The 24678-nt window shown below is 30.0% G+C and carries 20 protein-coding genes; 19 read left to right on the top strand and 1 reads right to left on the bottom strand.

Annotated features, from left to right (window positions below):
* The first annotated feature begins 45 nt into the window (after window positions 1-45).
* The 8 genes from CHL78_RS13695 to fucO all read left to right on the top strand — a co-directional run bounded on the left by CHL78_RS13695 (window position 46) and on the right by fucO (window position 10264).
* The gene (locus tag CHL78_RS13695; RefSeq protein WP_158540703.1) at window positions 46-1011 is read left to right on the top strand and encodes a sensor histidine kinase; all 966 of its coding nucleotides are present in this window, start codon (window positions 46-48) and stop codon (window positions 1009-1011) included.
* A gap of 107 nt (window positions 1012-1118) precedes the next feature.
* A complete protein-coding gene (locus CHL78_RS13690; RefSeq protein WP_094368819.1) occupies window positions 1119-1805 on the top strand; it encodes an ABC transporter ATP-binding protein in 687 nt (228 codons plus the stop codon).
* Entirely contained in the window at window positions 1792-4401 is a 2610-nt protein-coding gene (locus CHL78_RS13685) for an ABC transporter permease (RefSeq protein WP_158540702.1), read from the top strand. The genes CHL78_RS13690 and CHL78_RS13685 overlap by 14 nt, the downstream gene beginning before the upstream one ends.
* A gap of 222 nt (window positions 4402-4623) precedes the next feature.
* The gene (locus CHL78_RS13680; protein WP_094368817.1) at window positions 4624-4989 is read left to right on the top strand and encodes a GntR family transcriptional regulator; all 366 of its coding nucleotides are present in this window, start codon (window positions 4624-4626) and stop codon (window positions 4987-4989) included.
* 4 nt (window positions 4990-4993) lie between these two features.
* Complete coding sequence (locus CHL78_RS13675; protein ID WP_094368816.1) at window positions 4994-5878, top strand: ATP-binding cassette domain-containing protein; 885 nt, start codon at window positions 4994-4996, stop codon at window positions 5876-5878.
* On the top strand, window positions 5871-6674 hold the full coding sequence (locus tag CHL78_RS13670) for a hypothetical protein (RefSeq protein WP_094368815.1): 804 nt from the start codon (window positions 5871-5873) through the stop codon (window positions 6672-6674). Before CHL78_RS13675 ends, CHL78_RS13670 begins: the two co-directional genes overlap by 8 nt.
* Before the next feature lie 237 nt (window positions 6675-6911).
* A complete protein-coding gene (locus CHL78_RS13665; RefSeq protein WP_094368814.1) occupies window positions 6912-8828 on the top strand; it encodes a sensor histidine kinase in 1917 nt (638 codons plus the stop codon).
* A gap of 263 nt (window positions 8829-9091) precedes the next feature.
* Window positions 9092-10264: a lactaldehyde reductase gene (fucO, locus tag CHL78_RS13660; RefSeq protein ID WP_094368813.1), complete on the top strand. Its 1173-nt coding sequence runs from the start codon at window positions 9092-9094 to the stop codon at window positions 10262-10264.
* A 124-nt stretch (window positions 10265-10388) separates the two neighbouring features.
* Here the strand turns inward: fucO and CHL78_RS13655 are convergent, their stop codons facing one another.
* Window positions 10389-11258 (bottom strand): AraC family transcriptional regulator, encoded by an 870-nt coding sequence (locus tag CHL78_RS13655; protein ID WP_094368812.1) that lies wholly within the window; start codon window positions 11256-11258, stop codon window positions 10389-10391.
* Window positions 11259-11431: 173 nt separating this feature from the next.
* On the opposite strand from CHL78_RS13655, the gene CHL78_RS13650 reads away from it, so the two are divergent.
* The 11 genes from CHL78_RS13650 to CHL78_RS13600 all read left to right on the top strand — a co-directional run bounded on the left by CHL78_RS13650 (window position 11432) and on the right by CHL78_RS13600 (window position 24607).
* On the top strand, window positions 11432-13225 hold the full coding sequence (locus CHL78_RS13650) for an L-fucose isomerase (protein WP_094368811.1): 1794 nt from the start codon (window positions 11432-11434) through the stop codon (window positions 13223-13225).
* 14 nt (window positions 13226-13239) lie between these two features.
* Complete coding sequence (locus tag CHL78_RS13645; RefSeq protein WP_094368810.1) at window positions 13240-14742, top strand: rhamnulokinase; 1503 nt, start codon at window positions 13240-13242, stop codon at window positions 14740-14742.
* On the top strand, window positions 14736-15176 hold the full coding sequence (locus CHL78_RS13640) for an RbsD/FucU family protein (RefSeq protein WP_094368809.1): 441 nt from the start codon (window positions 14736-14738) through the stop codon (window positions 15174-15176). The genes CHL78_RS13645 and CHL78_RS13640 overlap by 7 nt, the downstream gene beginning before the upstream one ends.
* A 30-nt stretch (window positions 15177-15206) precedes the next feature.
* Complete coding sequence (locus CHL78_RS13635; RefSeq protein ID WP_094368808.1) at window positions 15207-15905, top strand: class II aldolase/adducin family protein; 699 nt, start codon at window positions 15207-15209, stop codon at window positions 15903-15905.
* Between the two features lie 39 nt (window positions 15906-15944).
* On the top strand, window positions 15945-17288 hold the full coding sequence (gene fucP / locus CHL78_RS13630; RefSeq protein ID WP_094368807.1) for an L-fucose:H+ symporter permease: 1344 nt from the start codon (window positions 15945-15947) through the stop codon (window positions 17286-17288).
* A 350-nt stretch (window positions 17289-17638) separates the two neighbouring features.
* Window positions 17639-18469, top strand: coding sequence for an ABC transporter permease (locus tag CHL78_RS13625; protein WP_094368806.1), 831 nt, complete (start codon window positions 17639-17641; stop codon window positions 18467-18469).
* 1 nt (window position 18470) lies between these two features.
* Window positions 18471-19253: an ABC transporter permease gene (locus CHL78_RS13620; RefSeq protein WP_094368805.1), complete on the top strand. Its 783-nt coding sequence runs from the start codon at window positions 18471-18473 to the stop codon at window positions 19251-19253.
* Between the two features lie 34 nt (window positions 19254-19287).
* The gene (locus tag CHL78_RS13615) at window positions 19288-20319 is read left to right on the top strand and encodes an ABC transporter ATP-binding protein (RefSeq protein WP_094368804.1); all 1032 of its coding nucleotides are present in this window, start codon (window positions 19288-19290) and stop codon (window positions 20317-20319) included.
* A gap of 106 nt (window positions 20320-20425) precedes the next feature.
* A complete protein-coding gene (locus tag CHL78_RS13610) occupies window positions 20426-21472 on the top strand; it encodes an ABC transporter substrate-binding protein (protein WP_094368803.1) in 1047 nt (348 codons plus the stop codon).
* Window positions 21473-21490: 18 nt separating this feature from the next.
* A complete protein-coding gene (locus CHL78_RS13605; protein ID WP_094368802.1) occupies window positions 21491-23212 on the top strand; it encodes an adenine deaminase C-terminal domain-containing protein in 1722 nt (573 codons plus the stop codon).
* 66 nt (window positions 23213-23278) lie between these two features.
* Window positions 23279-24607: an amidohydrolase gene (locus CHL78_RS13600; protein ID WP_094368801.1), complete on the top strand. Its 1329-nt coding sequence runs from the start codon at window positions 23279-23281 to the stop codon at window positions 24605-24607.
* Window positions 24608-24678 lie beyond the last annotated feature (71 nt).

Here is a 24678-nt window from a genome sequence, read left to right as displayed (position 1 = left end):
ATTTTTAGTAAAGTATATATGATTTTCTTTTCTATATTTATTCTTTTGAGTACAATATTTATTTTATTTATATTAGATAGTAATAATATTAGACCTGGTTTTATTAAAAAAATAAGTATTTTATATACAGCACTTATTTTTATATTAGGTATTTTATTTGTATTTAAATTAAAGATACTATTATCAAATGTATTATATAAACTAAATGAAATGATAGATAAATCAATAAATGATGAAATAGTAGTGACCTCATATGATGAGACTATATTATCATCACTAGAACATAAATTACACAAATACACAAAGATTTCTAAGAGTAATAAAGAAGCCATAGAAGAAGAACGAAATAAGATACATGAGTTAGTAGCCGATATATCTCATCAAACTAAAACACCAATAGCAAATATAGTATTATATAGCCAATTAATTCTTGAAAATGATGATATAGATGAGTATAGCAAAGATATACTGACAGATATAAATACTCAATCTGAAAGATTGGATTTCTTAATACAATCACTTATAAAAATGTCTAGACTAGAGAATGGGATAATATCTCCGAGTAAGGGAAAGTACAAAATGTTTAATACTGTGTCACAAGCAATACAAGAGGTTTACATAAATGCTGAAAATAAAAATATTAATATAAATATTGAAGGTCAAGAGTATATAGAAGCAATTTTTGATAGCAAATGGACGAAGGAAGCAATAGTTAATATACTTGAAAATGCTATTAAATATACTTCTCAATATGGAGATATAAATATTAATATATCGTCCTATGAATTGTTTAAAAGAATAGATATAAGTGACAATGGAATAGGGATAGAAGAAAGTGAACTTAATAATATATTCAAAAGATTTTACAGATGTAAAAATGCAAATGAATATGAAGGTGTAGGTATAGGACTATACCTTACAAGAGAGATTATATCAGCACAAGGAGGCTTTATTAAGGTATCTTCTAAAATAGGAGAGGGGACGACTTTTTCAATATTTTTACCTTCTTAATAAGAATGTGTCACAAGTGTTAGATTTGAGACACTACTTTGATAGATTTGTTTTATATACTTAAAGTATAAATTGAAGAGTTGAAGTTAACTTAGGAGGTAAGAAATATGAAAATACTTGATGTTAATAATTTAGAAAAGTATTATGGAGAAAAAGAAAGTCTAGTAAAAGCTTTGGATGGCATTAACCTTTCTGTTGGTACTGGGGAATTTGTATGTATAGTAGGAACTTCGGGGAGTGGAAAGAGTACACTACTTCATATGTTAGGTGGACTTGATAGACCAACAAAAGGAAGTATAAAAATAGATAATAAAGATATATTTAGTATGAGCGATGAGGAGCTAACAATTTTTAGAAGAAGAAATATAGGATTTGTGTTTCAAAGTTACAATTTAGTTCCGATACTAAATGTTTATGAAAATATAGTGTTACCAATAGAATTAGATGGAAACAAAATTGATGAAGACTATGTAGATAATATAATAAAGATATTAGGATTAGAAGATAAAATAGATAGACTGCCAAATAATCTTTCAGGTGGACAACAGCAAAGAGTTGCTATTGCAAGGAGCTTAGCCACTAAACCTTCGATAATATTAGCAGATGAGCCTACTGGTAATCTAGATTCTAAGACAGAGCAAGAAGTATTAGGATTATTTAAGATTACAAGTAAGAAGTTTAATCAAACAATAGTTATGATAACTCACAATGAACAAATAGCTCAGATGGCTGATAGGATAATAAGAATTGAAGATGGAAAGATATTTGGAGGTAATGAAAATGCTTCAAAATAGAAACCAACACATAGTAAAGAAATTGAGTAAAAAGATACTACATGCAAATAAAATGAGAAATATATTTGCAATACTAGCAATAGCTCTAACTACATTATTAATAACTGCAACTATAACGACGGGGGTTACCTTTTATAAAACAAATAAATCATATAGTGTTATTAGCACATATGGAGTAAATGCTGATGGATACATAAATATTGACGATAAAATTCTGGATAAATTAAAAGTGAACAAAAATATAGATAAAATAGGAATAGAGCAAATAGTTAGTTCTGATATAATAAAAAATCAAAAATTACTAGGAGAAAGTGTATTTCTTGAAGTGGGTTATGATAAAGAAGTATTTGATATGATGTCTATTCTACCAATAGAGGGGACATATCCAAAAGAAGCAAATGAAGCATTTGTACCAACATGGGTGCTAGATGTGCTTGGTATTGAGAAAAAAGTAGGTCAAGATATAACTTTAGATGTGGTTATTAATGACGAAGTTAAAAGCATAGATTTTAAGTTATGTGGTTATTATGAATCTTTAGTATCGAGAGGCTCTGGACGTACAAGAATATTTACATCTAATAAATTTATAGAAAAATATAAGAAAGATATAACTAATCAAAAAAATACTAAGACAGCTTACGTAACATTTAAAAATATAAATGAACAATCCTCCTATGAAGAAGTTAAAACAGAAATAAAAGAAGTTGCAGCTCAAGTAGGTGCTACTAAATATAAGGCCCATCCAAAATATGATTCAGAGAATTTAAATATACCAGGTGATGGAATAGAACAAATAGTAGGATTTGGACTTGGAATATTATTAATGATTTTTACTGGATACTTGATAATATATAATATATTTTATATCTCTGTGAATAAGGATATAAGATTCTATGGGCTGTTAAAAACTATAGGGACAACATCAAAGCAACTCAAGAAAATTATATTGAAACAAGCTCTAACACTTTCTATCATTGGGATACCAATTGGTTTGGCTTTAGGTTATTTAGTTGCAAAAATAATAGTGCCATTAGCACTTAAGCCTACAATATTTGCTAATATTGTGGTGATCTCTGCTGAGCCATATATATTTGTTTTATCAGTATTATTTTCGATTTTTACAGTGTTCATAAGTTGTAATAAACCAGGAAAATCAGCTGGAAAAGTATCTCCTATAGAAGCTGTCAGATATGTATCATCAGATGCAAAAACATCTAAGAAGAAAAGTAAAAAAGGAGTTAATGGAGCTAAGATTTACAAAATAGCTTGGGGGAATATACTTAAGAATAAAAAGAAGGTGATACTTTCAACATTATCAATTTCTCTAAGTGCATTGATAGTAATATTTACAATAAATGCTACTTTTGGAATGGATCCAAAGGCTCATGCTGATACTCAACTTAGTTCAGATATAAGTATTAATAATAATATATCTCATTTTGCTGGAGAGGAAAAATATCAACCTATAGAGTATGAATTAGTAGAGAAGGTTAAAGAATTAGATGCAGTAAAAGAAGCAAAGCCATTATATAGAGCTATTACTCCATTTAAAGATGGAAATATATATGGGTTTGGAGTAGATATATTATTAGAGGGTAAGCTTAAAGAAGAAATTGAGAACATTCAAGGTGAAAAAAGATATATGGGTTATTCTACATATAGTACAGGGTCAGAAGATTCTGTAAATAGTGAATTACCATATATAAATGCAGAAGTAAATGCTATAAATACAGACAATCTAGAAGGTGAAGTAAGTAGACTTGATATTGCTGATGGAAAAATAGATGAAGAAGAATTCAAAAAAGGAAACTACATAATATATTATAATCGCTCAGGGGAAAATAGTTTACTAAAATCAGGAGATAATCTTCCTTTAACATTTATAATCAGAGATGAAAATGGGAATGAAAAAAATGTAACTAGGGAATATAAAATTATGGCTATAGTATCTGATCCAAGTAATGGAGAAATGGGTAGTGATTTAGGAATGCTTAATATAGAAGAGAATGATTTTAGAGAAATATTTACAAACTACGAAGATAGTATAAGTAGTATACAAGTAAATTTAAATGAAGGTGTTGATTTAAATTTAGCAGATAAGGCTATTGAGGAATTAATAAATGATTCAGGAAACTATACATTAGGATACACATCCAAGAATTTTTATATAGAAGGTATAAAAGAGATGAAAACTATTGTTATGACAATTGGTATGATTATATCATCTATTTTAGGATTAATAGGTATCCTAAATATTGTTAATACTGTATTTAGTAGTATGATATCAAGAAAAGTTGAACTTGCAATGTTAGAATCAATAGGTATGACTAAGAAGCAACTTAAAAAAATGATATTATTTGAAGGAGTGTACTATATATTATTATCAGCATTGCTTATTATACCATTAGGACTTGTAGTATCTCTTATCGCCCCAATGGTGCTTCCTATATATGGTGGATTTAACTTAAATTTATATCTAATAACAGTTGGAATTTCACTATTAACAATAACCATATTAATGCTCATAGTGCCTATTGTTGGATATAATTTTGTCAGTAAAGAAAGTATAGTTGAGAGAATTAAAGTAGTTGAATAAAAATATAGAGTTCCCCCTCATACAAGACAATTTGTTAAGTATGGGGGGATTTTAATTTGAAAAACTATTAGACAGATATGTGTAGATATCAATCATTGTGATTATATAATAACTGAATCAAATAAAAAATTAATAAAAAACGTTGCAAAAAATAAATGTATGTATATAATATAGATATACGGTTAATTAGTTGAGTAACTAACTAATTAAGGAGGTGAGAAGTTGAAGCTAATACTAAATGACAATGAGCCAATATTTATACAGATTTCAAAAGCGATTGAAGATGAAATATTAGTTGATGGAATAGTAGAAGAAAATCAAATACCATCAACAACAGAACTGTCTAAGCTTTACAAAATAAATCCAGCTACAGTTTTAAAAGGAATAAATATTCTAGTAGATAAAAATGTTTTATATAAAAAGAGAGGTATTGGTATGTTTGTTTGTAATGGAGCAAAGGAAATAATACAAAAATCAAGGAAAGAAAGTTTTGAAAAGGTGTATATAAAAGATTTAATTCAAGAGGCTAGTAAGCTAAATATACAAAAAGACGAATTACTTAATATGATAAAAAATTTTAAGGGGTGAGATTATGGAGTTAGCAATAGAAATTAAAAATGTGAGCCATAGTTTTGGTGAAGAAGTAATATGTGATAATATATCAATAGGATTTGAGACAAATAAAATATATGGATTACTTGGTAAGAATGGAACGGGTAAAACTACATTGATTAATATAATAGCCAATCAGTTATTATGTGATATGGGAGAAGTGAAGATATTTGGTAAAACACCAACTGAAGATATTAAAGTGCTTGATGGTTTATGTATAGTAAGAGAAAAAGAATTTTATGAGCAAGAATACAAAGTGAAGGATATGTTTAAATCATACTCATATTTTTATGAAAATTACGATCATAAGTTACAAGAAAAATTATGCAAGATATTTGAGATAAATCCAAAGCTAGTATATAAGAAGTTATCTAGAGGAATGAAGACACTGGTGTCAAACATTATAGGGATTTGCTCAAATGCACCTATAACAATATTTGATGAGCCAACAATAGGACTAGATGCTGTCAATAGGCAAGAATTTTATAATATATTATTAGATAGCTATGTAAATAAAAAACGAACAATAATAATATCTACGCATCTAATTGATGAAGTAGAAGAGTTATTAGAAAAAGTAGTTATAATAAAAGATGGTAGGGTAGAGGTAGACGAATATATAGACATAGTAAAAGAAAAATCTTATTACATAACAGGAAGAAGAGACGATTTAAGTAAGATATCAATATTAAAGGATAAAACACCAACTAAATCATTTGGAAGTAATTTAGTGTATTCATATTATGGAGATATTAGTGATGAAGACCTAGAACTAATAGAGGGCCTAGATATTGATTTAGATAGAATGAGTCTTCAAGATATGTTTATTAATATGAATAAAAAGGGGGAAGCTTTATATGAATAGTTACAATACATACTTTAAATTTTTAAAGGCTGATGCATTAAAGATATTATTGATTTCAATAATTTTTACAATAGGACACTTATGCATAGCAGGAATATATGAAATATTACCTTCTATTAAAAATAACTCCGACGAGTTTATAAGATATGCAAATCAAGTTATTGCCATGGTATTTTTACTATGTATTGTATACGGAGCTACAATCTCGGCTAGAACTTTTTCTGGTGCTATGAGTATAAGAGGTAATAGAGTTGGCTTTATTAAGGCATTTATATTATGGAGTATATTAATATCTATATTTACAGCTATTTTTTCTTTAACATCTGAAATGGGATTCAAGTTTATATTAGAAATGATAACTAAGAAAGACGTTTTAATTGTTGCTGATATTGTATGGTTTGATTTCGGTAATGAAGGTTTTAACATGGTTCCTGTAAATATATCATTTATATGGTTTATGAAGACTATCTTTTTTAGATTTTTAACTAATATATTAATGATTTCTATAGGATTTATGTTTGGAGCTATAGGATATAGATTAAAACTAAGAACTAATTTAATACTATTTGTATTATTGCCAATATTGTTAATTATATCTATTGTAAGCATTGGACTACGAAACCAAGACATGATAATCGATGCCGTGTATTATATAATGAACATTACGCTTTATATTGGGAAAAATCCTATAATGTTACTTATTATTGAAACAATAGGAGTTGTGATATTTACACTTGTAGGAGTTAGGTTCTTAATCAAAGCACCAATAAAAGATTATGCTCATGATTTAATATAAATAAGATATATCAAAAAGCGCTAAGTTCAGAAGTATAAAATCTGAACTTAGCGTTTTTTATGTAGTGATTAATGTTACTTTTATCATAGTTCCAATCTCTATTAGAACTACAATATTGTCGAATCATAAAAGAAAATAATTAATGAAATAAGTATATTTATATTAAAATATATTCTATTTTTTGTTATTATAAAATAATTAGTGTAGTTTTGTTAATATTTTCATAAGGGGAGAATCATGAATAAATGTGCAGATAAAATATATATTTTTATAGTGATTTTATTTTTATTAATATTGGGGAATGTATGGGAAATATATTCGTTAGAAAAGAATGATATATTATTTATAAGTTCTTATAATCCAAATTTTATTAGTTTTGATGACCAAGTTAGTGGTTTATTAGATGGAATTGAAGAAGATATTAATCTACAAGTTGAGTATATGGATTCAAAAATAATAGGTAATGATGATAATGAGGAGGATTTTTATAACTTATTGAAATATAACTTAAATAATTATAAAAAGTTTGAGGCTATTATTGTGGGTGATGATGAAGCGCTAGAGTTTGCTACGAAATATAGAGATGATTTATTTAAAGATATTCCTATTGTATTTTTTGCAGTAGAGGATGTAGAGATTATAAAAGAGGCATTTACTTACGATATGGTTTCAGGAGTAGAAGAGGTAGAGTCTTTAGAGTCTAATATAAAATTAATTACTACGCTCCATAAAAATATAAAAAATATCTCTATTATAAGTAGTAATGAGAGGGAATTAGATAACGTTTTAGAAGCACTTGATGAAAACATAAATATTAATAAAATTATAACGGAAGATATGACAATTGATGAATTTAAGAAACGATTATCTGTTCTAGATTATGATGATGCAATTCTCATATACTATCCTAGTAATTTTAAGGATGGATACTTAAGCCATCAAGAGTCAACTAGTTTAATAAAAGAGACTACAAATAATTTACCTATATATAGTACTTTAGGATATGGAATAGATCATGGCAGTATAGGTGGGAAAGTCATTAGTCATTATCACCAAGGAAAAAAAGCAGGAGAAATCGTAAAATCTATTTTATTAGGGGATAAGTCTAAAAAAGTATACGTAGGGAAAGATGAAGTAAATAAGTATATTTTTGATTATAATGAGATGAAAAAATTCAATATTAAAAGAAGTAATATACCTAAAGGATCTATAATTGTTAATGACCCATTGGATTTTATAAGTAAGCATAGGGTTTTGGTTTTCTGTATAATTGTGTTTTTTATAGGATTAATAGGGATAATTATTGCATTAATATTCTATGTTAATTATAGAATTAAATATGAAAAAATGCTTGTAAAAGCAATAAAAGAATCTAATGAAGCAAATAGATTAAAGTCATACTTTATATCAAATATAACACATGAACTAAGAACTCCTATTACAGTAATTATGTCTGTAATCCAGCTAGTAAAATCAAATCATAAAGATGAGAAATATCTATTAGACAGTAATAACTACGATCTTATAGATATCAATTGCAACCGACTGCTTAGGTTAATAAATAATGTAATTGATGTAGATAAATTTGAATCAGGAAATATGAATTTAAACTTGAGAAATATAAATATTGTGGAGTTTATAGAGAATATAGTTTCATCTGTAATACCATACGTGAAGGCAAAGGATTTAGAAATTATATTTGATACTACTGATGAAGATATTATTATGGCAGTTGATAGTGATAAAATAGAAAGAATAGTTCTTAATTTAGTGTCAAATGCCATTAAGTTTTCAAAAGATAGTGGATTAATAAATGTTAACGTATCAAGAATAAATAATAGCTTAAGGTTTACTGTATCAGACGATGGTATAGGGATCGAGGAAAAATATATTGAAAAGATATTTGATAGATTTGTCCAATTAGATAATACAATGACAAGAAAAAATGAAGGTAGCGGAATAGGATTGTCTATAGTGCAATCATTTGTAAATTTACATAATGGAAGTATAAATATAGATTCTGAAATAAATATAGGTACAACTTTTACAGTAGATATACCAATTATGATAATAGATGAAAATACAGAATCTACTAAGTTATATATAGAAGAGATTACTGAAAATACAAAAATAGCGTTCTCTGATATATATTAATATTAATAAGGAAATATTCCTACAGATAGTATACATATTCATGAGGGATATTTCTTTATTGTCATACAAAATATCAAATTTTATTTATCAGATTTCAATTATATTTAATATGAAGATTATATATAGACAGTTTAAGGAAATATAGAAACATAGGAAAAGTGAATATTGTTATATTTAATGCTACTATATTCATAGAAAAATAATCTCAATAAAACTACAATTATAAATATAATGTTATTAAGATAACAAAGGGGGAGATTATTATGGTAAATAGAATAGTGTTAAATGAAACTTCATATCACGGAGCGGGTGCAATAAAAGAAATAGCAACAGAGGTCATTACTAGAGGCTTCAAGAAAGCGTTTTTATGCTCTGATCCAGATTTAGTTAAATTTGGGGTTACAAGTAAGGTTACTTCTATATTAGAGGAAGCTGGGCTTAAATATGAGTTATATTCTAATATTAAAGCAAACCCAACTATAGAAAATGTACAGACTGGTGTAGCAGCTTATAAAGCATCTGGTGCAGATTATATAATTGCTATAGGTGGAGGATCATCTATGGATACTGCTAAAGCGGTAGGTATCATTATAAATAATCCTGAATTCGAAGATGTAAGAAGTTTAGAAGGGGTAGCTCCAACAAAAAATAAATGTGTGCCGATAATAGCTGTACCAACTACAGCAGGTACAGCAGCAGAAGTTACAATAAACTATGTCATTACAGATGTTGAGAAAAATAGAAAATTTGTATGTGTAGACACACACGATATACCTGTAGTAGCAGTGATAGATCCAGAGATGATGGCAAGTATGCCGAAAGGTCTTACGGCAGCAACTGGAATGGATGCGTTAACGCACGCGATAGAAGGTTTTACAACAGCAGCAGCTTGGGGTATGACTGATATGTTCCATTTAAAAGCTATAGAGTTAATAGCTAAGAATTTAAGAGGAGCAGTAGAAAATACTCCAGAGGGTAGAGAAGGTATGGCGTTAGGTCAATACATAGCTGGAATGGGATTCTCAAATGTAGGACTTGGTATAGTTCATTCAATGGCACATCCTTTAGGAGCAGTATACGATACACCACATGGAATAGCTAATGCAATAATACTTCCAACTGTTATGGAATACAATGCAGAACAAACTGGAGATAAGTATAAATACATAGCATCGGCAATGGGTGTTGAAGGTATAGAGAGTATGAGTGTTGAAGAATATAGAAAAGCAGCTGTTGATGCAGTTAAAAAGCTTTCTAGTGATGTTGGTATTCCAGCTGATTTAAGAGAAATAGTAAAGGAAAAAGATATTAAATTCTTATCAGAATCGGCATATGCAGATGCATGTAGAGCAGGTAATCCAAAGGAAACATGTGTTGAAGATATAGTTAAATTATATGAATCTTTAATGCAAGTAGAGTGTGAATACTCAAAATAATAAATAAGCAATAGGAGCTACAAGATAAATCTGATTAAGATTTGTTGTAGCTCTTTTTTATATCTGATTTAGTTATTACTAATAAACCTGATTTGTGAACTATTTATGATGTTGTCAATAAAATTTATTGATTTGTGTTATACAGTAAAGATTTCAGGTATTGCTTTGGTGTTATGCCCTTATGTTTTTTAAAGGTTTTGATGAAATAACTTAGATCATTAAATCCACAATTTAAAGCGATTTCAGTGACTGGTAAATCAGTTGTTATCAGTTGATCACAAGCACTTTCTATACGATAAAAGTTTAAATATTCTATAGGAGTTTTATTACTCATTTCAAAAAAGAATCTACAAAAATACTTTGGAGTCATACCTGCAGCCTTGGATAAATCTTCAAGGGAAATTGGATTAGAATATTCGGTTTCAATTAAAGAGAGCACTTTTTTAAACTGTAAGATTCTCTGTTCAGTCTTTTTAGTAAATTTTGAATTTCTTATGTACAATTCATGTTCTAATATTATGCCTAATAAATGATACAGAGAGCCTTGGGTGATAAATTCATATCCGGTTTTCTTTGATTTCATAGATTCAAATAAATAATTGCAACATACTTTTAGATCGCCAATATTAGTGGGAAGTATATGACGAATTACTTTATTTTTGTTTACGATATCTTGTATTTGTTTAGTACAGGCATGGTTTTGCTTTAGAAGTAATTTCATATCAAATACAATACACTCATAAATACAATTTTTAGGTATGCCACCATGAAAAATTCCGTCATGAATAAAGATTAAATCATTTTTTCTAGCTGTAATTTTTTCTTCATTGATTGACAATAAGAATTCTCCTTCTAAGATTCTAATAATCTCACACTCAGTGTGCCAATGGTATGGCATATTATATCTAGGGTGGCTTGGAGTAACATGATAAAATTCTATTGGAAAGTCAAATGTACCATGCTGTTTATTTTCTTTGTAATCAAAATACTTCATAATATTAAATCCCCCTTTTGGTTTATATAAAAAAGTGAATATTATTATATTTTCTGACTATTATAACACGAGAAAACGTTTATTGGAAGGTTTATAATTTAATTAGAAAGTTAAGAAATAGGAATTCAAGAAACATACATATAAAATAATAAATTTAGTAGGGGGAAATTATTATGGCAAAGAGTAGATTGATAGGAGAATATCCAGTAATAGGAATAAGACCAACAATAGATGCTAGAAGAGGAGTACTAGATGTAAGAGGATCATTAGAAGAACAAACAATGAATATGGCAAAATCAGCAGCTAAATTATTCGAAGAAAATCTAAAGTATTCCAATGGAGAACCTGTAAAAGTCGTAATAGCAGATACTACAATAGGTAGAGTACCAGAATCAGCAGCTTGTGCAGATAAGTTTAGAAGAGAAGGTGTAGATATAACACTTACTGTTACTCCTTGCTGGTGTTATGGTTCAGAAACAATGGATATGGATCCAATGACTATAAAAGGGGTATGGGGATTCAATGGAACTGAAAGACCGGGTGCAGTTTATCTTGCATCAGTTTTAGCAACTCATGCACAAAAGGGACTTCCTGCATTTGGTATATATGGACATGATGTTCAAGATGCGGATGCAACTGAAATACCAGAAGATGTTAAAGAAAAACTATTAAGATTTGGTAGATCAGCTGTAGCAGCAGCTTCTATGAGAGGTAAATCTTATTTACAAATAGGATCTATATGCATGGGAATTGGTGGTTCTATAATAGACTCAGCATTTATAGAAGAGTATTTAGGAATGAGAGTAGAATCAGTTGATGAAACAGAAGTAATAAGAAGAATGAGTGAAGAAATATATGATAAGAAAGAATTTGAAAGAGCTTTAAAATGGACTAAGGAAAAATGTATAGAAGGATTTGATACTAATCCTGAAAGTGTTCAAAAAACTAGAGATCAAAAAGATGAAGATTGGGAATTTGTTGTTAAAATGATGTGTATTATAAAAGACTTAATGAATGGAAATGAAAATTTACCAGAAGGTTGTGAAGAAGAAAGATTGGGTCATAATGCAATAGCTGCAGGTTTCCAAGGTCAAAGACAATGGACAGACTTCTACCCAAATTGTGACTACCCAGAAGCATTACTTAATACTTCGTTTGACTGGGATGGTGCTAGAGAGCCTTATATATTAGCTACTGAAAATGATGTATTAAATGGTATAAGTATGCTATTTGGAAAGCTATTAACAAATGCACCTCAAATATTCTCAGATGTTCGTACTTACTGGAGTCCAGATGCAGTTAAAAAGGCTACAGGATATGATTTAGAGGGAGTTGCAAAAGAATCTGATGGATTTATTCATCTAATAAATTCTGGGGCATCTTGTCTTGATGCTTGCGGTCAGGCTAAAGATCAAAATGGAAATAAAGTAATGAAAGCTTGGTATGATATAACTGAAGAGGACCAAGAAAATATACTTAAAGCAACTACTTGGAACCCTGCAAATAATGGGTATTTCAAAGGTGGTGGATACTCCTCAAGATTCTTAACAGAAGCTGAAATGCCTGTTACTATGATAAGATTAAATCTTGTAAAAGGATTAGGTCCAGTAGTTCAATTAGTAGAAGGTTATACTGTAAATCTTCCTGATGAAGTATCTGATAAATTATGGAAGAGAACAGATTATACTTGGCCTTGTACTTGGTTTGCACCAAGACTTACAGGAGAAGGTGCATTTAAATCTTCTTACGATGTAATGAATAACTGGGGAGCTAACCATGGTGCGATAAGTTATGGTCATATTGGAGCAGATATAATTACTTTATGCTCTATGTTAAGAATACCTGTAAGTATGCACAATGTAGAAGAGGAAAACGTATTTAGACCAGCTGCTTGGAATGCTTTTGGTATGGACAAAGAAGGTCAAGATTACAGAGCTTGTGAAGCTTATGGTCCAATGTACAAATAACAGTAGGTGATATTATGAATATAAATAAAATAGATAAAAAAGTTTTGGCTTTTGACTTTGGAGCATCTAGTGGAAGAGCGATGCTTGGTACTTTCAATGGCGATACAATACATATCGAGGAAATACATAGATTTTCCAATGATCCAGTTATTTTAGGTGGAACAATGTATTGGGATGTACTTAGACTATTCTTTGAGATTAAGCAAAGTTTAATAAAGTCAAAGCCTTATGGAAAAATTGATAGTATAGGTATCGATACATGGGGTGTTGATTTTGCTCTTTTAGATGAATATGGTCAGTTACTTGAAAATCCTATTCATTATAGAGATGGAAGAACATCAGGAATGATAGAAAAGAGTTTTGAAAAAATATCTAAGGATGAGTTTTATGATATAACTGGTAATCAGTTTATGGAGATAAATACTGCATTTCAGTTATTATCATTAAAAGAGAAGAGGCCATATCTGCTTGAAAGAGCAGATGTGATGCTTCTAATGCCGGATTTATTTAATTACTTTTTAACTGGAAGAAAAGTAACTGAAAAATCTATAGCATCTACAAGTCAGTTATTCGATGCAAAAAACAGAACTTGGTCTAATAAAGTAATTGAATTGCTTGATTTACCCAAAAATCTATTTACAGAAATAGTACCAAGTGGAACTATAATTGGAAAAATATCAGAAGATATAAGCGAAGAGCTTAAAATAGATATGTGTGATGTTATAGCTGTATCAGGTCATGATACACAAAGTGCGCTTGTTTCTGTACCTACACAAGATGATGATTTTGTATTTTTAAGTTGTGGAACATGGTCATTACTTGGGACTGAACTTAATGAACCAATTATTAATGAAAAATCGAGTAATTACAATATTACCAATGAGGGATCCTATGATGACAAATCATCATTTTTAAAAAATATTATTGGATTATGGCTAATACAAGAGAGTAGAAGGCAGTGGATAAGAGAAGGTATAGATTATAGCTTTGGGGAACTAGAAGGAATGGCTCAAAATGCACAACCTTTCCAATCTTTTATAGATCCAGATGATCCAGTATTTGTACCAGCAGGTAATATACCTAAAAGGATTCAAGAATACTGCTTAAAAACTGGCCAAAAAGTACCAGCAAATAAAGCAGAAATTGTTAGGTGTATTAATGAAAGTTTAGCAATGAAGTATCGTTATTCTTTAGAAGAGATAAAAGATTGCACAGGAAAAACGTATGACAAGATGTATATGCTTGGCGGTGGAATACAAAGCAAATTACTTTGCCAAATGACAGCAAATGCATGTCAGATTGAGGTATCTGCTGGTCCTATAGAAGCTACGGTATTAGGTAATATTGCAATCCAATTAATGGCCACAAATGAAATTAAAAGTCTGAAAGAAGCTCGTAAGATTATTGAGAACTCTCAAGATATATATATGTATTCTCCAAAAGATACAGTACTTTGGGAAGATGCGTACGAAAGATTTAAGGATTTAATTAAATCTAGGGAGGTAGTAACATGCTAAAAGGAATACCACAAATATTATCACCTGAATTATTAAAGGTGTTATGCGAAATGGGACATAGTGATCAAATAGTATTATCGGATGGAAACTTTCCAGCTGAAAGTATGGGAAAAGATTGTATTGTGATTCGTTGTGATGGACATGGAGTTCCAGAATTATTAGATGCAATATTAACTATATTCCCGCTAGATACTTACGTAGAAAAATCAGTGAATTTAATGGAAGTAGTACCAGGAGACACAGTAGAAACACCTATATGGGACACATATAAAGAAATCGTAAGTAAGTATGATAGCCGCGGTGGCGCTACAGTAGCAAATATAGAACGTTTTGATTTTTATGATGAGGCAAAAAAAGCATATGCAATAGTAGCAACAGGTGAAAAGGCATTATATGCAAATGTGATACTACAAAAAGGTGTAGTGGTTGAATAAGAAATTTAACAATTTGGGAGGTAGAAGACTATGGAATGTACAAAAACTTTAGAATATATGGAAGTAAGAGAACAAATATGTGATGTTTGTCACAAAATGTGGCAATTAGGATGGGTTGCAGCAAATGATGGTAATGTAAGTGTAAAGCTAGAAGATGGGACATTTTTAGCAACACCTACAGGTATTAGTAAGAGCTTTATTACACCAGAAAAATTAGTACATATTAATGCAGATGGAGATATACTTGATGGACCAGATGGTGCAAAACCTTCATCAGAAATAAAGATGCATCTAAGATGTTACCAAGAAAGGGATGATGTAGGGGCAGTTGTTCATGCACATCCACCAACAGCTACGGGATATGCTGTAGCTCAATTAGATCTAGATAGATACACTATGATTGAGACAGTAGTAGCAATAGGATCGATACCAGTAACACCATATGGAACGCCATCTACATATGAGGTTCCAGATTCAATAGCACCATACTTAAAGGAGCATGATGTACTATTATTAGCAAATCATGGAGCGCTAACAGTAGGATCTGATTTAATAACGGCTTACTATAGAATGGAAACATTAGAATTATATGCAAAAATAAGTTTAACAGCACATTTATTAGGCGGGGAAAAAGAAATATCAAGAGATAATATAGATAGATTAGTGGGAATGAGAAAAGGATATGGAGTAACAGGAAGGCACCCAGGATTTAAGCGTTATAGAAAATAAAAATAAGATTTACCATTTATATTTTAAGGGGGATTAAACATGCAAGGAAAAATAGATGGTGCTATTGGGAGTAAATCAAAGAGCAGTGCTAAAGCTCCTATTGTACCAAAACAATATATGATACATTTTGTGATGCTTATATCATGCTTTGTACTTTGGGGTCTTTTAAATAACATGACTGATAATCTAGTACCAGCATTCGGAAGAATATTTATGCTAGAAGCTGCAGATGCCTCTCTGACTCAGGTTGCTTTTTATGGATCATATGCAGTACTTGCCTTACCTGCAGCAATACTAATTAAAAAATATTCTTATAGACATGGTGTATTAGTAGGGCTTGGATTGTATATAGTTGGAGCTATGGGATATATTCCAGCTGCTATGCTACAAAATTTCAATTTATTCCTAGTATCAGTATTCGTATTAGCAGGTGGTCTATCTATACTTGAGACAACTTGTAATCCATATGTAATATCACTAGGGGATGAAGAGACTAGTGTTCGTCGTCTTAATTTAGCTCAAGCATTTAACCCTATAGGTTCTTTATCTGGTATTATTCTTGCAAAATACTTAATATTAAGTAATTTAAATCCTGCAACTTATGAAGAGCGTATAGCAATGAGTCCAGAGGCTCTAAGTTCAATACGTAGTAATGAATTATTGTGGGTATGTGTACCATATGTAGGATTAGTTATTATAGCTATAATAATTTGGTCTTTCTTTAAAAAGAGTAAAGGGTCTGAGAAAGATAATTCAGGAGATCTTAATATAGTTCAATCTATTAGTAAACTTGTTAAAATACCACGTTATGCATTTGGAGTTATTGCACAGTTTTTCTATGTAGGTGTTCAAATAGCTGTGTGGACGTGGACTATACAATATGTAATGACGACACTTGGATTAAACGAAGCAGCGGCGGCTCAATATTATCTTATAGCGATAGTTTCATTCATAGTATGCCGTTGGATATGTACTGCACTTATGAAATATATAGATCCAGCTATAATGATGGCTGTATTTGCAGTAGGTGGAATCGCATGTAGTTTAGGAACAATATTCTTACCAACAGCTCAATCAATCTGGTGTTTAGTTGGAATATCAGCTTGTATGTCACTTATGTTCCCTACTATTTATGGTATTGCACTTAAGGACTTAGGAGAAGAAGTGAAGGTTGGAGCTGCAGGACTTATAATGGCAATACTTGGTGGAGCAGTAATCACACCACTTATGGGTAAGTTTATAGATAATGGTACATTATCAAGTATTGTACCGTCTTTCCAAGGAGCAGAAGCAGCTATCCGTTCGTCGTTTGTTATACCAGTAATATGCTTTGCTGTAGTACTTCTTTACTCTTTATGCTTTAGAAGTAAAAAAGAGGCATAAATAATATAAAAAATCATAATATAAAACCACGATAATAATGTCGTGGTTTTTTATTATGACTTTTTACCTATATAATTTTTATGTAGTTTGGATACTATTAAGGAGAATATCTCATATAGAAATAATATTTATTGCTATTAGTATTATGAATGTACGGAATTTACTATATTATGATATTAAAAAGTAAATTATTTAAGAAAATTATAATTGAAAATTAACTTATATACGAAAAATAATTTAAAAAAAATTGACATTGTTTGTATAAGGAAGTAAAATAACCTTATGAAATAAAAAGAATATCGATAAAGGTTCGATTTAATACATATTATTTATAGGGAGGATGGAGAATAATGAAGAAAAAAAGTTATTATATATTATTTATACCATGTTTGGTATTAGTAGCCTATTTTATGATAATTCCATTAGCAGGTACGATAATTCCTACATTCACAAATACAACAGAGGGAATGTTTAGTGCATATATAGATTTCTTTAAGGATGAATATATGATGGGAATATTTATTAGGACTATAAAGATATCACTGATAGCATCTTTAATCTGCATGGTTATAGGGGTGCCGGTGGCATATTATATTTCAAGAACATCTAAAAAATTAAGAGGATTATTTATTGCATTAACAGTGTTTCCTATACTGACAAACTCAGTTGTTCGTTCATTTGCATGGATGAGTATATTAGGAAAAAATGGGGTTATAAATAGTATGCTTATGAAATTAAGTATTATATCAGAACCACTATCGCTTTTATATACAGAGGGAGCAATTATAGTAGGTACGGTGTATATATTCCTGCCTTTGATGATTATTTCTCTTGTTGGGGTTATGGAAAATGTAGAAAATGATTTATTAGAAGCTGCTGAAAGTTTAGGCGCAAATAAATTAAAGGCATTTTTCAAGGTTATATTCCCGCTTAGTTTGCCAGGATTAATAGTTGGAACAGTTTTAGTATTCACAGGTTCTTTAACTGCATATACTACTCCGCAATTATTAGGTGGAAATAAAAACACAGTATTAGCTACATTAATCTACCAAAAGACAATGACACTTGGTGATTGGCAAGGAGCTGCTGTAGTAGCAACTATAATGATAGTAGTAACATTAATAGTTATTAAGGGAATTAACTTCCTAGCATCAAAACTAGATAAGAGAGGTGTTTCATAAGATGAAAAAGAACAAGTTTTTAACAGCATTTGTTGTATTAGTATATATATTCTTATTTGCACCATTAGCTATTATTGCTATGACAAGTATCGGAACAGAAAATTATATAGCATTTCCTCCAAAAGGATTTAGCTTACAATGGTTTGCAACAGTATTTAAATCAGAAGCTTTCGTAAGTAGTATGGTTACAAGTTTAGTTATATCTGGAGTAGCTACATTAGTAGCACTAATAATAGGTATGCCGGCAGCTTATGGATTAAGTAGATATGACTTTAAGGGAAAGGGAGCAATTAAAAGTTTCTTCTTCTCACCACTTATAATACCTGGTATAGTAGTTGGATTTTCATTATTCCAATTCCTATTAGTGAGATTAAATCTTTCAGTATATATGAGTTTATTTATTGGACATACATTAGTAATTATCCCTTATATAATAAGAGTAATTGGGTCAAGCTTAGAGGTATTTGACTATTCAATAGAAGAAGCAGCTATGAGTTTAGGATGTAAGAAATCTAAAACATTCTTTAAAGTAGTGTTACCAAACATAACATCAGGAGTAATGGCAGCATTTATGTTAGCTTTTATAAATTCATTTAATAATGTTCCAGTATCAATGTTTTTAACTGGTCCAGGGGTAAGTACATTACCTATAACAATGATGAACTATGTTGAGTATAATTATGACCCAACAGTATCAGCATTATCGGTAATATTAATGATATTAACTGTTGGTATCATGTATATATTAGAAAAGACATTAGGTCTTAACAATTTTGCAGCGTAAAGTTATAACTAACAAAGACTTGGAGGATAATAAAATGGATTTAATTAATCTACAAAACATAAATGTTTCATATGATAAAAAAAATAATATATTAGAAAACTTAAATCTAAAGGTTAAAAAAGGAGAGTTAGTATCACTTCTAGGACCTAGTGGATGTGGAAAGACAACTACGCTAAGAGTTGTAGCAGGGTTTATAGAACCAACAGCAGGTAAGTTTTTATTAGGGGAAGAAGACTACACAAAGATACCTGTTCATAATAGAAACTTTGGATTAGTGTTCCAAAGTTATGCATTGTTCCCACATTTGACTGTTGAAGAAAATGTTGCATTTGGATTAAATATGAAGAAAGTTCCAAAGGACGAAATTAAGGCTAAAGTTGCTGAAATATTAGAAACTGTAGACATGTCTCACTTAGCGAAGAGATATCCTAAAGAATTATCTGGAGGACAAAGACAAAGAGTTGCTATAGCAAGAGCTTTAGTTGTAGAACCAAGTCTTTTACTTTTAGATGAGCCATTAAGTAATCTTGATGCAAAATTAAGACTTAAGATGAGAGTCGAGATAAGAAAGCTTCAACAAAAATTGGGAATAACAACGCTATTCGTTACTCATGACCAAGAAGAGTGCTTCTCAATCTCAGACAGAGTAGCAGTTCTTAATAAAGGGGTAATAGAGCAATTTGATACTCCTGAAAATATATATTCAAATCCAGCAACAGAATTTGTTGCAAGATTCGTAGGATTTGAAAACTTTATTGATATAAAGCAAGTATCAAAAGATACTTATGCTAGTGAATCAGGAGTTAAATTTAAGGTAGATAGAGTAAAAGATAAAGAAACTCCAAAAGCTACAATAAGACCAGATGATATAAAAATAGTTGCTGAAGATTTAGAAAATACAATAGAAGGTACAGTAGAAATAAGAACTTTCTTAGGTAAGGCATATCAATATGATGTAAAAACATCTATAGGTAGCATAATAGTAAATAGTGAAAACAGCGTTGTATATGAAAAAGGAGATAAAGTAAAACTTCAACTACCATCAAATAAAATAGTTATACTATAAACAATGTAAGAGCGCAGCAATTGTGTCTATTATTTGGAATTAATATATCCATTTGAATAATGTGTCGACGAAGCATTTAATATGAGAGATGATAAGGAGAATATCGATGAATAAGAAAATTATGGCATTATTATTAACAGGAGTAATATCAGCAACAGCTTTAGTAGGATGTGGAAAATCAGGAGACTCAGCATCAAGTAATAAGCTTATAGTTTCAACTTGGGGTTTAAATGAAGATGTATTAAAAGAAACAGTATTTGAGCCATTTGCTAAAGAGCATGGTGTAGAGATAGTTTTAGAAGTTGGAAACAACTCTGAAAGATTAACTAAAATGAAAAATAACCCAAATTCAAATATAGATATAACTTACTTAGCAGAATCGTTTGCTGAGCAAGGAATAGAAGCAGGCATATTTGAGAAGTTAGATTACTCTAAAATACCAAATGCAGAAAATATAAATGAAAAAGCAAAACATACTGTAGAGGCAGGATACGGTCCAGCTTATACACAAAATAGTATAGGAATAGTAGTAGATCCATTGGCAGGAATAGAGATAAATTCATGGGAAGATTTATGGAAGCCAGAATTAAAAGGAAAAATAGCTATACCAGATATAACAACTACTAATGGAGCAGCAATAGTAAGTATAGCAGCAGAAAAAGCAGGCGTTGATCTTAACAGTGATAAAGGTGAAGCAGCCTTTAAGCAATTAGAATCATTAAAGCCGAACGTTGTTAAAACTTATAGTAAATCATCAGATTTAGCAAACATGTTCTCAAGTGGGGAAATAGTAGCAGCTGTAGCATCAGATTTTGCATTTGAAACAATAGCAAAAGCTAAACCAGAAGTAAAAAATGTAATACCAGCATCAGGAACTTATTTAAACTTTAACACAATAAACATAAACAAAAACTCTAAGAATAAAGAATTAGCTTATGAATTTATAAATTATGCATTAAGTCCAGAAGTTCAAGAAAGAGCAGCTAAGGCTTTAAATGAAGCACCAGTTAACACTGGAGTTAAGTTAAACGAAGAAGATTCTAAGAACTTAGCATACGGACCAATAGTTGAAAATGCTAAGACAGTAGACTTCAAATTTGTAAATACATTAATGAATGATTGGATTAATACTTGGAATAGAATAATGAACTAGTATTAAATAGGTGAGAGAATGGAAGTACAATTAATTATAAAAAACCTAAATGTATACAACAGTTACTTTAAAAAATTTATACAAGGTGATGTCGTAATATATGATGGTAAGTTTGTTCACATTGGTAATGATTATGAGGATAGATTTACATGTAACAATATTATAGATGGTAATAATAAGTACATGATTCCAGGTTTGATAGATATTCATATGCATATTGAAAGCTCGATGACAATTCCTAGTGAATTTTCTAAGGCTGTTATAAAACATGGGGTCACTACAGTTGTAGCTGACCCTCATGAAATTGCAAATGTTTTTGGAATTGAAGGAATAAAAGAGTACATGGAATCTGACGAAAAGGTAGACATATTTTATGGAATACCAAGTTCAGTACCTTCAACTTCAAGGGAACTAGAGACTACTGGAGGAGAAATTAAGGTTAGGGAAGTGGAAGAATTATTAGATTATGATAAAATTCTTTGCCTTGGAGAGGTAATGAATTTTAAAGATCTGATAGAAGACGGAAATTCAACAATTAACAAAATAATTAACAGAAGTAGAGAAAAGAAAAGAAACTTTCCATTAGAAGGGCATTGCCCTAAAATCGATGGAGTTGACTTATCTTTATACATTTATAGAGGTGTGGATGGGGATCATACTCAACAAACTGTGTCATCGTTAGAAGAAAAAATAAAAAATGGTATGTTTATTGAGATGCAACACAAATCTATGACTAAAGAAAATATAGATTTCTTAGTACAAAATAATCTATATGAGCATTTCTGCTTAGCAACAGATGATGTAATGGCAGACAAATTAGCAAAAGGACATCTTAACTTATTAGTAAAAGAAGCTGTTAAATTAGGAATGTCATTAGAACATGCTATATATGTAGCAACATATACTCCAGCTAAGAGGATGGGACTTCTTGATAGAGGTATAATAGCTCCTGGTAAAATTTCTGACTTTGTCTTAGTCAATGACTTAGAGAAATTTGAAATAGAATTTGTTTATAAAGATGGAGAAGAAGTATTTAGTACTTTAAAAGGAGTTAAGGAAGAATATTTTACAAACAAGAGTATTTTTAGTGAAAAGTTATATAATAGCATAAACTTAAAAACTATTACGAAAGAAGATTTATTAGTAAACGTACCTGAATCATATAAAAATAATGTTACATGTAGAACAATTATTGTATCAGAGAAAACGACCTTTACAGAAGAAGGCGAAATTACTTTAAGTATAAAAGGCAATAATCTAAATTGGGAAGATAGCAATTGTGCGTTGATTGCTGTATTTGAAAGATATGGAAAAAATAATAATGTAGCCTTTGGACTAGTACAAGGTGAAATTATAAAAGAAGGTGCAATAGCAACTACTTGGGCTCATGATCATCATAATCTTATGGTAATGGGAAGAAGTATGGATGATATGATTTTAGCAGTAAATAAAGTAATATCATCTAAAGGGGGATATGTTGTTGCAAATAAAGGTAATATACTAGCAGAACTAAAACTTCCAATAGGTGGAATTGTAAGTGATGAACCTATTGAGGTCTTAGGAGAAAATCTAGGAAAAGTAAGAAAAGCTATGAAGGATTTAGGGTATAATCATATGAATGAGATAATGTCATTTAGTACATTATCATTACCAGTAAGTCCAGCACTTAAAATTACTGATAAAGGATTGATTGATGTAAGGAATCAGAAGATAGTTTCTTTATTTAAGATCAATAACTAAATAGAAAAAATTATTAGACTATGTGTACACATAGTCTAATTTAATATAGAATAGGAGAACACTAGCATGAATAATAAAATAACTATATTTAAAAATGTAACAGTAATTACAATGAATGAAAATAAAGATGTTATAGAAAATGGATATGTAGCTTACAAAGGAAATAAGATAATTTATGTTGGAACTAACAATATAGAAGAGGCGTTATTAGCTGACAATGAAGTGGAGATTATAGATGGAGAAGAAAGCATATTAATGCCTGGCATGGTAAATTGTCATACTCATGCTTCAATGGTTCCTTTTAGAAGTTTAGCAGATGATTATAAAGATAGATTAAAAAGATATCTATTCCCATTAGAGCAAAGATTAGTTGATGAAAAATTAACTTATGTAGGTGCTAAATATGCTATAGCAGAGATGCTATTAGGTGGAGTAACTACTTTTTGTGATATGTATTATTTTGAAGATGAAGTAGCAAAAGCATCTAAAGAATTAAATATTAGAGGTGTGTTATGTGAAACTATACTAAATTTCTCAGCACCAGATGCAAAAGAGCCTTTTGGAGGGCTAGATTACTCGAGAGTATTTATTGAAAGATGGAAAAATGATTCTTTAATAACGCCAGGAATAGCTCCACATGCACCATATACTAATACAGATGAATCATTAAAAGAAGCATATGAAATAAGTAAAAAATATCAGGTTCCACTTACAATGCACGTAGCAGAAATGGATTATGAATTAAGTGAATATAAAGAAAAATATAATCTAACTCCAGTTCAATATTTAGATGAATTAGGTATATTAGACTCTAATTTTATATCAGCTCATACTGTTTTAGTGAATGATAACGATATAGACATACTTAAGAAAAGAGGAGTTGGAGTATCTCACAATATAGGAGCTAATGCTAAAGGGGCAAAAGGAGTTGCACCTATAATTAAGATGAGAGAAGAGGGTATAAACATAGGCCTTGGAACTGATGGTCCTATGAGTGGAAATACTTTAGACATAATTACTCAAATGTCTCAAGTTGGTAAAATACACAAATTATTCAATAGTAATAGAACTTTACTACCATCAGAGGAGTTGGTAGAGATGGCGACTATAGGCGGAGCTAAAGTGCTTGGAATGGGTAATAAGATAGGATCTATAGAAATAGGAAAAGTAGCGGATTTAACTTTAATTGAGACCCAATCTGTAAATATGCAACCTATATATGACTACTACGCATCTATAGTTTACTCAGCAAACCCAAGTAATGTAGATACAGTTGTAGTAGATGGTAGAATCGTTGTAAAGAATAAGAAATTATTAAGTGGAGACTTTACGGAAATTAGAAGAGAACTTGTAGACCTAAAAGAAATGATAAGTGAAGTGGCTAAATCATTATAAGTTTGCAATATAAAAACAAATTAAAAAGGATGGTTGTTTATTATAATAAACAACCATCCTTTTTAATTTGT

The organism is Romboutsia weinsteinii, from assembly GCF_002250835.2.
Lineage (GTDB): Bacteria > Bacillota > Clostridia > Peptostreptococcales > Peptostreptococcaceae > Romboutsia_A > Romboutsia_A weinsteinii.
This window is presented reverse-complemented; position numbering and strand designations above follow the sequence as displayed.

Excerpts from the sequence above, each read along its gene's own strand:
- fucP (WP_094368807.1), top strand. The coding sequence starts at position 15,945 with ATGCAAGGAAAAATAGATGGTGCTATTGGGAGTAAATCAAAGAGCAGT.
- CHL78_RS13655 (WP_094368812.1), bottom strand. The coding sequence starts at position 11,258 with ATGAAGTATTTTGATTACAAAGAAAATAAACAGCATGGTACATTTGAC.
- CHL78_RS13625 (WP_094368806.1), top strand. The coding sequence starts at position 17,639 with ATGAAGAAAAAAAGTTATTATATATTATTTATACCATGTTTGGTATTA.
- CHL78_RS13670 (WP_094368815.1), top strand. The coding sequence starts at position 5,871 with ATGAATAGTTACAATACATACTTTAAATTTTTAAAGGCTGATGCATTA.
- CHL78_RS13605 (WP_094368802.1), top strand. The coding sequence starts at position 21,491 with ATGGAAGTACAATTAATTATAAAAAACCTAAATGTATACAACAGTTAC.
- CHL78_RS13610 (WP_094368803.1), top strand. The coding sequence starts at position 20,426 with ATGAATAAGAAAATTATGGCATTATTATTAACAGGAGTAATATCAGCA.
- CHL78_RS13650 (WP_094368811.1), top strand. The coding sequence starts at position 11,432 with ATGGCAAAGAGTAGATTGATAGGAGAATATCCAGTAATAGGAATAAGA.
- CHL78_RS13690 (WP_094368819.1), top strand. The coding sequence starts at position 1,119 with ATGAAAATACTTGATGTTAATAATTTAGAAAAGTATTATGGAGAAAAA.
- CHL78_RS13640 (WP_094368809.1), top strand. The coding sequence starts at position 14,736 with ATGCTAAAAGGAATACCACAAATATTATCACCTGAATTATTAAAGGTG.
- CHL78_RS13635 (WP_094368808.1), top strand. The coding sequence starts at position 15,207 with ATGGAATGTACAAAAACTTTAGAATATATGGAAGTAAGAGAACAAATA.
- fucO (WP_094368813.1), top strand. The coding sequence starts at position 9,092 with ATGGTAAATAGAATAGTGTTAAATGAAACTTCATATCACGGAGCGGGT.
- CHL78_RS13685 (WP_158540702.1), top strand. The coding sequence starts at position 1,792 with ATGCTTCAAAATAGAAACCAACACATAGTAAAGAAATTGAGTAAAAAG.
- CHL78_RS13665 (WP_094368814.1), top strand. The coding sequence starts at position 6,912 with ATGAATAAATGTGCAGATAAAATATATATTTTTATAGTGATTTTATTT.
- CHL78_RS13645 (WP_094368810.1), top strand. The coding sequence starts at position 13,240 with ATGAATATAAATAAAATAGATAAAAAAGTTTTGGCTTTTGACTTTGGA.
- CHL78_RS13620 (WP_094368805.1), top strand. The coding sequence starts at position 18,471 with ATGAAAAAGAACAAGTTTTTAACAGCATTTGTTGTATTAGTATATATA.
- CHL78_RS13675 (WP_094368816.1), top strand. The coding sequence starts at position 4,994 with ATGGAGTTAGCAATAGAAATTAAAAATGTGAGCCATAGTTTTGGTGAA.
- CHL78_RS13615 (WP_094368804.1), top strand. The coding sequence starts at position 19,288 with ATGGATTTAATTAATCTACAAAACATAAATGTTTCATATGATAAAAAA.
- CHL78_RS13600 (WP_094368801.1), top strand. The coding sequence starts at position 23,279 with ATGAATAATAAAATAACTATATTTAAAAATGTAACAGTAATTACAATG.